Source organism: Roseomonas sp. SRI_022 (assembly GCF_057586215.1).
The window spans coordinates 54,463-66,572 of sequence record NZ_JBYCZL010000018.1; the positions used below are offsets into that span (position 1 = coordinate 54,463).

Sequence of the window (12,110 nt, forward strand, 5' to 3'; positions counted from 1 at the left end):
GTCGCTCACGCCGGCAGCGGGTACTTGTCCAGATAGGGCTGGTATTCCGGCTCCACCCGGATATCGAGCGACGACAGCACCCGCACCACGGCACAGTAGAAGCCGATCACCAGCACCAGATCGACCATGTGCTCATGGTCGAAATGCGCCGACAGGGCCTGATAGGTCGGGCCGGACACGCCCGGCCCGGCATAGGCCTCGCGCGCTGCGCGCAGCACCAGCTTCGCCAGCGGGTCGAGGCCACCGTCCTGCCCCGCGCTCTCGGCGATCAGGGCGCGGATGTCGTCGTCGCTGACGCCGAAATCGTAGCCGATCTTCACATGGTGCGACCATTCATAGGCCGAGCGCGCCAGCCACCCCACCTGCAGGATCGCCAATTCGCGCAGCCGCGGATCCAGCACCGACTTGAAGCGGATGAACTGGCCCAGGCCCGAGAAGGCGCGCGCCGCGTTCGGGCTGTTGGCCAGGGCGCGATGCAGCGCGATGTTGCGTTTCAGGAGGTCGCGGTCCTCCTCCTTCAGATCGGCGGCCGTCATGTCTGGCACACGGGCCATGGCGTTTCCCCGGGACGTTGCCGGGGCAGGCTACACGCGCCGCGCGCTCTGCGAAGCCCCCGCCCGCTGCAGGCTGACGCGCTGCAGCGCGGCGCGGTCCGGCACGTCCACGCGTCGGCCGTTGAGGCGCAGCAACCCCGCCGCCTCCAGCCCATGCAACGCGCGGGACAGGCTTTCGGGCGTCATGCCGAGCTTCGCGGCGATGGCCCCGCGCGGTTCGGGGATCTCGACCGCGCCGCGCTGCGCGGGCAGGCGGTGCAGCAGGAAGCGCGCAGCGCGCTGCGTCGCGTCGCGGGTCTTGAGGTCCACGACCTGGTCCACCAGCAGCCGCCATTGCCGCGCCATCTGTTCCATCGCCGCGCGCATCAGCCCCGCATCGGTCGCGGCCGCGGCCAGGAAGTCCTCGGCCGGGATGGCGAGCAGGCGGCAGGGCGCGAGCGCCGTGGCGGAGACCGGATGCGGCACCTGGAGCATCACCGCGGCGATCGACAGGGCATCGCCGGCGGCGACGATCTCGACCATCGTGGCCACCCCGCCATCCTCGGCGGTGCTCAGCCCGACGGACCCCTGGAGCAGGACCAGCAGGCGATCCGCCGGTGTCTCCTGCGCCAGGATGGTGGCGCCGCGAGCCAGGGCGAGCACCGAGGCGCGGGCGAGCAGGGCTGTGCGGGCCTCGGGGCTCGCCGCGCTCAGCAGCGGGCCTGTCACCCTCACGCCGGGGGTCGCGCGCATCGCCGGATTCCTGGAGCGTTCCGCATGACGCGGATGATCGCAGCGGCCGGGCGCGCCGGGATTGATTCAGATCAACGGGGTGGAAGAGTTGGTGTTTGTGCCCACTTCGGTCGCCCTCAATTGGCGGGCGCGGCCTATCCGGGCCGCTTGCCTTCGCGCCCTGCACTGGTGCGCTGGGGGTCGCCGTTGGTCTGGGCGCGGTCGCGCTTTGCGCTCGCGACCCGGGGCATGCGCCCCGGGGCAGGTGCGGCGGTTGGCGGCGGCTACGCCTTCACCGTGTAGCCTTCCTCCTCCACGGCCATCGACACGACCTGGCGCGGCAGGACAGTCTCGGTCTTCACGGTGCCGCCGGCGAGGTCCACCACCACTTTCGCATCGGGATCCTTCGCCTGGATCGCAGCGGTCACCGCCTTTACGCAATGGCCGCAGGTCATGCCCTCCACCTTCAGCGTGATCGTCGGACCTTCCTTGGTCGTCATCGTCCTATTCCTTCCGTGCGAGGTCTTCGAGGATCGGGCAGTCGGGGCGGTCATCGCCGTGGCAGTGGTCGGCGAGGTGCCGCAGGCTGCTCGCCATGCTGCGCAGCGAGTCTGCCTTGGTCTCCAGCGCCGCGACATGCGCCAGCGCAAGGCGCTTCACCTCGGCGCTGGCGCGCCCTCGATCCCGCCACAGCGCCAGCAGCCGCCGCACATCCTCGAGCGGGAAGCCGAGGTCGCGGGCATGGCGGATGAAGCGCAGCACCGCGACGTCGCGCGTGTCATAGACCCGATAGCCATTGTCGCTGCGCGCGGCCTCGATCAGACCGATCGCCTCGTAGTGGCGGATCATCTTCGCCGAGACGCCGGAACCGGCGGCCGCCTGGCCGATATTCATCTGGCACCTCCCGCCGGCCGCCACCGCGCCAGCAGCAGCGCGGCGGCCAGGACGCTGACGGAGGACGCCGCCATCGCCGCCCCCGCCACCACCGGCGAGAGCATCCCGAATGCCGCAAGCGGCAGCCCAAGCAGGTTGTAGCCGAAGGCCCAGGCGAGGTTGTGCCGGATCCGCGCCCGTGTGCGCCGCGCGATGTCGAGTGCGGCCGGCACGAGCGCCGGATCGCCACGCAACAGGGTGATGCCGGCAGCCGCGATCGCGACATCGGTGCCGGTGCCCATGGCGATGCCGAGATCGGCCTGGGCGAGCGCCGGCGCGTCGTTCACGCCATCGCCCACCATCGCGACGCGATGGCCCTGCTTCTGCCACGCCGCGACCTGCGCCGCCTTGCCGTCGGGCAGCACACCGGCCGCGACTTCATCGAGGCCGAGCCGCCGCGCCGCGGCCTCGGCCGCCTCGGGGATGTCGCCTGACAGCATGGCCGCGCGCACGCCCATCGCGCGCAGCCCGGCGATCGCCGCCGCCGCGCCGGGCTTCTCGGCATCCTCGAAGGCCAGCAGCGCCAAGGCACGATCGCCCTCGATCAGCCAGGCGAGGCTGCGGCCCTGCGTGGCCTCCGCCGTCGCGGCTTCGGCGAGCGAGCCAGCCGCCGCGCCGCGTTCGGCCAGCAGGCGCGGGCTGCCGAGCGCGACCTGCCGCCCATCCACCACCCCTTCCACGCCACGGCCCGGCAGGGCGCGGAAATCGGCGGCCGGCGCGGCGGGGCCGCTTGCGGCCAACACCGCCCGCGCCAGCGGATGCTCGCTGCCTGCCTGCAGCGAGGCGGCGAGGCGCAGTGCCGCATCCTCCGTCACGCCCGGCGCGGCATGCAACGCGGCCAGCCGCGGCTTGCCCTCGGTCAGCGTGCCGGTCTTGTCGAAGGCGACCAGCGTGGTCTCGCGCGCATGCTCGATGGCCGTGACGTCGCGCACCAGGATGCCGGCGCGCGCCGCCGCCCCGGTGCCGGCCATGATCGCGGCTGGCGTGGCCAGGCCGAGCGCGCAGGGGCAGGCGATCACCAGCACCGACACGGCGGTGATCACCGCAGTTTCGAGGCTGGCGCCCGCCAGCAGCCAGCCGGCCAGCGTCAGCGCCGCGATCACCAGGACCACAGGCACGAAGATCGCGCTGACCCGGTCCACCAGCTTCTGCACGGGCGCGCGGGAGGCCTGGGCGGCGGCGACCAGTGCCGCGACGCGGGCGAGCACCGTCTCGCCGCCCACCGCGCGGACCTCGATGACCAGGCGCCCGTCCAGCGCCACGGTGCCGGTCGCGACCGTCGCACCAAGGTCCTTCTCGACCGGACGGCTTTCGCCGGTCAGCGCGCTTTCATCGACGCCGGCGCGGCCTTCGCGCACCAGACCGTCGGCGGGAATGCGCTCGCCCGGGCGGACCACGACACGGTCGCCGACGGCCAGTGCGGCGGCCGGCACCTCGACCTCCTGCCCGTCCTCGATCCGCCGCGCCGTACGCGGGGCGAGGTTCAGCAGCGCGCGGATCGCGGCACCGGTTGCCCGGCGCGCCCTCGCCTCAAGCCACTTGCCGAGCAGGATGAAGAAGATGACCACGGCCGCTGCCTCGAAATACAGGGCGTGCGCGGCATGCTCGGCGCCGTGGCGCAGCAGCAGGTAGAAGGACAGCGCCCAGGCCGCGCCGGTGCCGAGTGCCACCAGCTGGTCCATGTTGCCGCTGCCCGCGCGCAGCGCGGACCAGCCGGCCCGCCAGAAGCGCGCGCCGAGGATGAAGGTGACCGGCGTCGCCAGGGCGAACTGCCACCAGGCGCCCGGCATCCAGTCCTGGCCGAAGGGAAGGCCGAGCATGCCGACCAGGAAGGGCGCGGTCAGCAGGCCTGCGAGCAGCAGGTCGCGTGCCTCCCGCGTCGCGCCGGGTTCGACCGCCGCCGCTTCCTCGGACCCCAGCAGCCGGTATCCGGCGCGCGCCACGGCGGCGCCGAGCGCCGCTTCTTCGGTGCCGGCCACCACGCGCAGATGGGCGCGCTCGGTCGCGAGGTTGACGGAGACTTCCAGCACGCCGGGCACCTGCGCGAGGGCACGTTCCACCCTGCCGGCGCAGGACGCGCAGGTCATGCCGCCGATCGACAGGTCGAACACCGTCTCCGGCACGCGGTATCCCGCCTTGGCGACGGCCGCGGCCAGAGCGGCGGGTGCCGCCGTGCCCTGGATCTCCGCCTGGCCGGAGGCCGGGTTCACCTCGGCATCGGTGACGCCGGGCACCGACAGCAGGGCGCGGCGGACGCGCCCGGCGCAGGCGGCGCAGGTCATTCCTTCCACGGGCAGGAAGGCGCGTGACTGGGGTAGGGGGGCTTCAGGCATGATTTCTCCTCACGCCAGCGAAGGTGGGCGTTACCATAATGGGAAGGTCAAGGGCAGCTGATTGAATCCTTGGCGGATTTGCACGACATGGCAGGGAACATGATCCGTCACGGTCTCCTTGCCATTGCGCTCGGCGTCACTGCCGCACCGGCCCTGGCCCAGAACGATCCATTCCGCGTGATCAATGGCGCGCGGGTGCCGGCCACCGCGCTGCACATCGTGCGCAGTGGGCAGGAAGGCTGGAGCGCGAACCTGCTGCGGGGGCCGCTGCCGCCCGGGGGCATGCTGTCCATGCGCCCGCCTGAGGGCGCCGGTTGCCGGTTCGACCTTCGCCTCGTTCTGCAGGATGGGCAGGAGGCGATCCGCCGCGACGCCAATGTCTGCCAGGATCGCCAGGTGGTCGTGGGCGGGGGTGCCGGTACAACCGCGCCGGCCGCGCCGTCGCTACCGCAGGTGGGTGGTGGCGACCGGCTTCTGCCGTCGATCGGCGGACGTGATTGACGCGGATGGCTGCGGCAACGTCTTGTAGATGACGATGAAGCCTCTGCTCCTCCTCGCCGCCGCGATGCTCGGCCTGGCCGCGCCCGCCGCGCAGGCCCAGAACGAGCCCTTCCGTATCGTCAACCGTACGCCTGCCGTTGCCATGGCGCTGCATGCCGTGCGCAGCGGGCGCCAGGATTGGGGCGGCAACCTGCTGAACCGCGGGCCGATGCCGCCCGGCGGTCAATTCTCGCTGCGCCCGTCCGAGGGCGCCGGCTGCCGCTTCGACCTGCGCATGGTCCTGCAGGACGGGCAGGAGGTGGTGCGCCGCGACACCGATATCTGCACTGAGCGCACCGTGGTCATGACGCTGCCGCTGGGGCTCGCACCGCGTGCCGTGCCGGGCACCGTGCCGGAGAGCAAGCCGCCGCCCGAAGGCGCGCCCACGCCGGCCGGCCCCGCCACCCCGCCGGGCGCGCGGCCGAACCCGCAGGCGCGTGCGTCCTCCGGCACCGGTTTCGTCGTCGCCGGGGACCGGGTGATGACGAACCACCACGTCGTCGAGGCGTGTTCGCGCATCTTCGTCCGCACCGCGGACAACCGCACCCTGCCGGTGACGGAACGCCCGGTGAGCGATGCGCGGCGCGATCTCGCGCTGCTGCGCGTGACCGGCAACCCGGGAGCGGCGCTGGCCTTCCGCGCCAACCCGGTACGGCGCGGGGAAGCCGTGGTGACCTACGGCTTTCCGCTCGCCGGGTTGCTCTCCTCCGGCCCGACGCTGACGACGGGGGAGGTCAGCGCGCTGTCCGGGCTTGGCGACAACCAGACGCAGTTCCAGATCAGCGCGCCGGTGCAGCAGGGCAATTCGGGCGGGCCGTTGCTCGACCGGCAGGGCCATGTGATCGGCGTCGTGGTGTCCAAGCTGAATGCGGCGCGCGTCGCCCAGCGCACCGGCGACATCCCGCAGAACGTGAACTTCGCGGTGAAGGGCACCGAGGCGCTGGACTTCCTGCGCCGCAACGGCGTGACGCCGGTGATGCGCGAGAGCCCGAGCGGCGAACGCAGCGCCGCCGAGATCGGCGAGCAGGTGCATCCGTCCACGGTGTTCATCCGCTGCGAGCGCTGAGCGCTGAGACCCGCGTGGCGGGTCTCAGCGTGGTTTTTTGAGTGTCCCTCAGACGGCGGGCGCCGCACATCCGTGCGGCTTGCCTTCGCGCCCTGCGCTGGTGCGCTTGGGGCGGCTGACGGTTTGGGCGCGGTCGCGCTGTGCGCTCCGGGCCCGATGCGCGGCATCGGGCCGAGGCGAAGGCGCGGGAGCCGCTACCCCTGCGCCAGCCGCTGCGCCGCCTCGGCATGGTCGGCGAGATGCGCCTCGGCGCGATGGTCCTCGAGGTAGGTCGCGAAGTCGCTGAAGGATTGCCGTGCGGCATCCCCAGGCAATGCGCCCGTCGCCTACCAGAAGCGCAGCAGCAGCAGCCAGGTCGCGGCGACATCCGTCTCGCAATACTCCGCCACCTCGGCCCCGCGCCCAGCTGCCATGGCGGGTTCCACCTCCGCACCGTGCATCCCCGCCTTGGCGGTCAGGCCGATCAGCGCGCAGGCCTCGGCGAGAGAGGGCATCGGCGAGGCGCGGAAGCCCGACAGCCGGTCCGCGAGGTCCACATGGTCCTTGCCGTAGCGATAGCCGTAGTCGCGCCCATTCCCGCCATTCAGTGACGGCATCGCCACTCCGGTTGCGATGGCGCGATACCGCAGCACCGGGATGTCGAAGCCGGATGTGTTGAAGCCCGCCAGCATCGGTGCCGGGCGGTGTGACAGGGTGCGTTCGAACAACGCGAGGATCTCGGCCTCACTGGTCTCGCCCACATGGCGCGCAGCCAGGCGGCGGGTGCGCCAGGGGCCCTCCATATCCTCGCGATCGGCCACCAGCAGCGCCAGGCAGGCGACCGCATGCAGCGGCGGCTTCAGGAAGGCCGTGGCAGGGTCCTGCCCATCCCGCGCATAACGCGCTCCGAGCCGCGTGCGCAGCGCGGCGTCGTCGAGCCCCGCCGCCTCCTCCCCCAGCATGGCCCGCCCGGCGGCGAGGTCGGGCACGGTTTCGATGTCGAAGACGACGACGCGCTGCATGCCGTCCATGCTGCGCGCCCTATCGCGCCCGGCGCAACAGCAGCGCCGCGAGCAGCGCGCATAGCGCCGCGATCCCCACCCAGAAGCCGCCAAGTGCTGCCGATGCGCCGAAGGCATCCATGGCCAGGCCGGTCAGCAGCGGTGGCACGCAGAAGCCCGCATGCGCCACGAGGAAGACGCCGGCCGACGCGCGTGCCCGGTCTTCCCCCGACGCCGCCTCCGACGCCGCCGCCAGCGCGCCGACGAACAGGAAGCCATAGGCCGCCACACCCACCAGCACCCCGCCGGCCAGCAGCACCCAGACCGAGGCCGACAGCGTGCCGGCCACCACCAGCGCCGAGCCCAGCACGAGCACCGGCAGGCCGATCAGCGACATGCGCCGCGCCGGCAGCCGCGCGATCGCCTGCTGTGCCGCCGTGCCCGCCATGATCATCACGCAGATGGCAAGCGGCCCCAGCCGCTGATACCCCGCCGCCGCCAGCGCGGAGGGCACCGAGGTGATCGTCACCCCCGTCACGCCCCAGGCCGCGAACATGCCGAAGGAGGACGCGATGGTGCCGCGCGGGAAGGCCGGCACGCGCCACCAGGCCACATTCGCCGCCGGGCGCCGATCTGGCAGGCTCGCGATGATCGGCACCAGCAGGGCCACCGCGGCGATGTGCAGCCAGAACGTGACGGGCGGTTCCGCATCGCCCAGCAGCCATAGCACGAACAGCGTCGCAAGCCCGCCCGCGGCGAAGGACCCTGCCGTGGCGAAGGCCATGACGCGCGCGGCGTTCCGCCCGGCCTCCGGCCCGCCGGCGAGTTCCGCCGCCCAGGCCGTGGCGCCACCGGCGATCAGCCCGATCGCCAGGCCCTGGAACAGCCGCGCGAAGGCGAGCGCCACAAGCCCCGGCGCGATCACCAGCGACGCCGTGGCCAGCCCCGCGAGAACCAGCGCCGCCAGCACGCAGGGCCGCCGGCCGAGCCGGTCGGACAATCCACCCAGCAGCGGCGCAGTGATGATCAGCGTCGTCGCATAGACGATGAAGGCAAGCGCCAGCCCGCCGGCACCGCCACCATCGCGCGCGGCATAGGTGGTGAACAGCGGCATTGGCACGGTGGTCGATGCGCCGATGACGAAGACGGCAGCGCCGAGCGCGGCGACGCCGGTCATGGTCGCGAACCGGAGGGGCCTTGCCCCTCCGGACCTCCCCACCAAAGGCCAGGGGGCCTTTGGAATGCCGGATACTTGGGGATGGGCGCGTCAGTCAGGGGCAATGATCAGGGTCCAAGGTTGGGCAACACGAACGCTTCATTCGATGCGGGCGCCGGAGGCACGGATCACGGGGGTGAGCTTCGCTTCGCTGGCGCGGCGGAAGGTTACCAGTTCGTCGGGTGACATGGGCCAGGCGGTGGCGCCGTTGTCCGCAAGGCGCGCGATGAAGTCGGGGCTCGTCAGCACGGTGCGCGTCAGCGTCGAGAGCCGCTCGACGATCGGCGCCGCCAGGCCCGCAGGGCCCACCACGCTGCCCCAGGAGGTGATGTCGAAGCCGGGCAGGAATTCCGACATGGCCGGGATCTCAGGCGCATATGGGCTGCGCTCGCGGCTCGTGACCGCAAGCGCGCGGACCTTGCCGGTGCGTGCGCTCGCGAGGCTCTGCGGGATGTTGTCGAAGATCATGTGCACCCGCCCCGCCTGCACGTCGAGCTGAGCCGCAGCACCCCCACGATAGGGAACATGCAGCATGTCGAGCCCGGCCATCTGCTTGAACATCTCACCCGACAGATGGACCGTCGTGCCCGAGCCGGGGCTCGCGAAGCTGTATTTGCCGGGCTCGCGGCGGATCAGCTCGATCAGCTCCGGCACCGTGCGCGCCGGCACCTCGTTGTTCACGATCAGCAGGTTCGGCAACTGCCACAGGCCCGAGATGAAGGTGAAGTCGCGTTCCACGTCGAAGGGCAGGTCGGACCGCAGCACGGGCGAGATCGCCATGGAGGAGACCGAGCCGAGCCCGATCACCGTCCCATCCGCCGGCGAGCGCGCGATGGCCAGCGTGCCGATCGTCCCGCCCGCACCGGCGCGGTTCTCCACCACGAAGGACTGGCCGGTGATCTCGGCGAGCTTGCTACAATACAGGCGCACCAACGTGTCCACGCCGCCGCCGGGTGCGAAGGGCGTGATGAAGCGAACCGGATTGGCCGGCCACGGCGTCTGGGCATGCGACATGCCTGGGACGGCGACGGTGGCAAGCAGGCTGCGGCGCTGGATGAACATGGGTGCTCCCTCGTTATGGCCCGTCCTGGCGCGGGCTGTTGCTTCGGGGTTTCAGGCCATGGCGTCCTGGCGGATGAAGGCGGCGCAGCGCTCGGCCACCAGCATCACCGCCGGCTGGATGTTGGGTGATGGGATCAGCGGAAAGGCCGAGGCATCGGCCACCCGCAGCCCGGCGATGCCGCGCAGCCGCAATTGCGCGTCGAGCACCGCCATCGGATCGCTGCCCATCTTCGCCGTGCCACAGGGATGGAAGACGGTCCCCGCCGTGGCGCGGATGTTCTCGAGGATCGCCTCGTCGCTCGTCGCCTCCGGACCGGGGCGCAGCTCCTCCTCGATCAGCGCGGCGAGTGGCGCCTGCGCGGCGACCTTCCGGCCGAGACGCGCGGCGCCGAGCATGACGCGGATGTCGTTGGGGTGGTCGAGGTAGTTGGCGCGGATGCCTGGCTTCTCCGCGATGTCGGGCGATTTCAGGAAGACCTCGCCGCGGCTGTCGGGACGGCAGACGCCGTAGTTGAACATGAAGCCGGGGAAGTCGTGCAGCCCGGCCTCATAGTTGAAGGTCGAGAAGTTGACGAAGAGGAACTGAATCTCCGCCTCCTCCGCGCCTGGCGTGACGCGGGCGAAGGCGTTCGCCTCCCCTGCGCCGATCGACAGCGGCCCGCTGCGCGACAGCAGGTAGTCGAGCCCCATCTTCGCCTTGCGAAAGGGCGATTGCAGGATCTCGTTGAGCGTGCCGCAGGGCTTCGAGCGGTAGATGAACTTCGCGATCAGATGATCCTGCAGGTTCCGCCCCACGCCAGGGCTGTGATGGACCACCGGGATGCCGAGCGCCTGCAACGCGGCGCCGTCGCCGATGCCCGACAGCATCAGCAGCTTCGGCGTCTCGATCGCGCCGGCCGAGCAGACGATCTCGCGCGCCGCGCGGAAGGTGACGGGCTGACCGTTCTGCCGTGCCTCGACAGCAACGGCGCGGCCGTTCTCGACCACGATGCGAGTCGCCAGCACGCCGGTCTCGACGCGAAGATTGCCGCGCGCCATGGCAGGGCGGAGATATTCCTTCGCCGTCGAGGACCGCTTGCCGCCATTGACGTTGAGCTGCACCGGCCCCGCGCCGTCGATCGGCTGGCCGTTGTTCCAATCGGCGTTGCGCGGCAGGCCGGCGGCGACGCAGGCCTCAACGAAGGCGGCGGCCGCGGGGGCCATCTTCCGCGGCTCGCGGACATGGATCGCACCATCAGCACCGCGCGCGGGATCGGGCGTGCCGTCCCAGTGTTCGATGCGGCGGAACACCGGCTCGACGTCCTGATACGACCACCCGGCCGCACCGGATTGTGCCCAGCGGTCGTAGTCGTGCGGGGATCCGCGCAGGAAGACCAGGCCGTTCACGCTGCCCGACCCGCCGAGCACCTTGCCGCGCGGCCAGTGGATGCGGCGGTCCTTCAGGTTCGGCTCGGCTTCCGTCTCGTACCGCCAGTCATACTTGCCGCTGCCGTAGAGCTTGGCGTAGCCGGCCGGCAGGCTGATCCAGATGTCGCGGTCGGGCGGGCCGGCTTCCAGCAGCAGCACGCGGCAGTCGGGATCCTCGGACAGTCGCGCCGCCACGATGCAGCCGGCGGACCCGCCGCCGACGACGATGACATCCGCGTCGTGTGAAGGGCTCACGATTCCATCCGCACGCCAGTGCGATCCACCACGCCCTTGAACTTGTCGAACTCGGCCTGGAAGAAGGCGCGTGCATCGGCCGGCGTGTTCGGCCGCGTGTAAGGCGTGATGCCGGCGACCAGGAAGCGGTCCTTGAGCTGCTGGTCGCGCAGCGCGCTGTTGATGGCGCGGTTCAGCGCCTCGGTCACCGGCGCGGGCAGGCGCGGCGGGCCGACCACCGCGAACCAGTTGCCGATGTCGAAGCCCGGCATGCCGGATTCCGCGAGCGTCGGAATGTCCGGGAAGGCGGGGAAGCGTTCGAGCCCCGTGATGGCGATGCCGCGCACGCGGTTGTCGCGCACTTGCGCCGCGGCGGAAGCCAGCACCGCCACGCCCCAGGCGGTTTCCCCGCGCGCGATGCTTTCCACCATCAGTCCGCCGGAGCGATAGGGCACGTGCGCGAACTTACCGCCGAGGCCGAGCGAGACGGCGATCGCCTCCGCCGCGAAATGCGGGATGGAGCCGACGCCCGAGGAGGCATAAGGCAGATCGTCCTGCGGACCGGCGCGCAGCTTCTGCACCGCGCCGGCCGCATTCGCCGCCGGGAAGTCCGGCTTGGCGATCATGATCAGCGGCCCGTTCGCCACGACCGCGACATGGGTGAAGTCCGCCATCGGGTCGTAGCGTGTGCCACCCTGCATCGCATGCGGGATCAGCGCGTGGGACGAAGCCTCGTTCAGCATCAGGATGTGGCCGTCGGCCGGCTGGCGGCGCAGCCATTCCGAAGCGACGGTCCCCGACGCACCAGGCCGGTTCTCCACCACCACCCGCGCATTGGGGCCGAGATAGCCCTGCATCCGGTCCGCCAGCAGCCGCGCCGTGATGTCGGTGGACCCGCCGGGGGCGAAGCCGCTGACCAACGTGATGGCGCGGTCGGGGAAGGTCTGGGCGCGTGCGATGGCCGGCAGCGCCAGGATGGGGAGGGCTATCAGGCTGCGGCGGTTCATTCTGGCGTTTTCCCCGGAAGTGTTGGCTATGCCCGCAGGGAAGCGCCGAATGGCAGCCGAGACAAGC

Annotated in this window: 12 protein-coding genes; 2 read left to right on the forward strand and 10 right to left on the reverse strand. The window is 71.5% G+C overall.

All coding sequences use genetic code 11. The features are described from left to right. Positions 1-5: 5 nt before the first annotated feature. The 5 genes from AC2YHJ_RS17935 to AC2YHJ_RS17955 form a co-directional block, all read right to left on the reverse strand. Positions 6-554, reverse strand: coding sequence for a carboxymuconolactone decarboxylase family protein (locus tag AC2YHJ_RS17935; RefSeq protein ID WP_487397457.1), 549 nt, complete (start codon positions 552-554; stop codon positions 6-8). A gap of 30 nt (positions 555-584) precedes the next feature. After that, the gene (locus tag AC2YHJ_RS17940) at positions 585-1,286 is read right to left on the reverse strand and encodes a Crp/Fnr family transcriptional regulator (RefSeq protein ID WP_487397458.1); all 702 of its coding nucleotides are present in this window, start codon (positions 1,284-1,286) and stop codon (positions 585-587) included. A 263-nt stretch (positions 1,287-1,549) separates the two neighbouring features. Further along, a complete protein-coding gene (locus AC2YHJ_RS17945; protein ID WP_487397459.1) occupies positions 1,550-1,765 on the reverse strand; it encodes a heavy-metal-associated domain-containing protein in 216 nt (71 codons plus the stop codon). A gap of 4 nt (positions 1,766-1,769) precedes the next feature. Further along, a complete protein-coding gene (cueR, locus tag AC2YHJ_RS17950; RefSeq protein ID WP_487397460.1) occupies positions 1,770-2,159 on the reverse strand; it encodes a Cu(I)-responsive transcriptional regulator in 390 nt (129 codons plus the stop codon). Then, on the reverse strand, positions 2,156-4,531 hold the full coding sequence (locus AC2YHJ_RS17955) for a heavy metal translocating P-type ATPase (protein ID WP_487397461.1): 2,376 nt from the start codon (positions 4,529-4,531) through the stop codon (positions 2,156-2,158). The genes cueR and AC2YHJ_RS17955 overlap by 4 nt, the downstream gene beginning before the upstream one ends. An 87-nt stretch (positions 4,532-4,618) precedes the next feature. Here AC2YHJ_RS17955 and AC2YHJ_RS17960 point away from each other — a divergent pair, with 87 nt between their 5' ends. After that, entirely contained in the window at positions 4,619-5,032 is a 414-nt protein-coding gene (locus AC2YHJ_RS17960) for a hypothetical protein (protein ID WP_487397462.1), read from the forward strand. Positions 5,033-5,060: 28 nt separating this feature from the next. Beyond that, positions 5,061-6,137: a S1C family serine protease gene (locus AC2YHJ_RS17965; RefSeq protein WP_487397463.1), complete on the forward strand. Its 1,077-nt coding sequence runs from the start codon at positions 5,061-5,063 to the stop codon at positions 6,135-6,137. A 326-nt stretch (positions 6,138-6,463) separates the two neighbouring features. Here the strand turns inward: AC2YHJ_RS17965 and AC2YHJ_RS17970 are convergent, their stop codons facing one another. The 5 genes from AC2YHJ_RS17970 to AC2YHJ_RS17990 all read right to left on the reverse strand — a co-directional run bounded on the left by AC2YHJ_RS17970 (position 6,464) and on the right by AC2YHJ_RS17990 (position 12,043). Beyond that, positions 6,464-7,147, reverse strand: coding sequence for a 3'-5' exonuclease (locus tag AC2YHJ_RS17970; protein WP_487397464.1), 684 nt, complete (start codon positions 7,145-7,147; stop codon positions 6,464-6,466). Between the two features lie 10 nt (positions 7,148-7,157). Beyond that, positions 7,158-8,294 (reverse strand): MFS transporter, encoded by a 1,137-nt coding sequence (locus AC2YHJ_RS17975; protein ID WP_487397465.1) that lies wholly within the window; start codon positions 8,292-8,294, stop codon positions 7,158-7,160. Between the two features lie 138 nt (positions 8,295-8,432). Further along, a complete protein-coding gene (locus AC2YHJ_RS17980) occupies positions 8,433-9,395 on the reverse strand; it encodes a Bug family tripartite tricarboxylate transporter substrate binding protein (RefSeq protein ID WP_487397466.1) in 963 nt (320 codons plus the stop codon). A gap of 51 nt (positions 9,396-9,446) precedes the next feature. After that, positions 9,447-11,057, reverse strand: coding sequence for a GMC family oxidoreductase (locus AC2YHJ_RS17985; protein WP_487397467.1), 1,611 nt, complete (start codon positions 11,055-11,057; stop codon positions 9,447-9,449). Further along, positions 11,054-12,043 (reverse strand): Bug family tripartite tricarboxylate transporter substrate binding protein, encoded by a 990-nt coding sequence (locus AC2YHJ_RS17990; protein WP_487397468.1) that lies wholly within the window; start codon positions 12,041-12,043, stop codon positions 11,054-11,056. The genes AC2YHJ_RS17985 and AC2YHJ_RS17990 overlap by 4 nt, the downstream gene beginning before the upstream one ends. Positions 12,044-12,110: the final 67 nt, after the last annotated feature.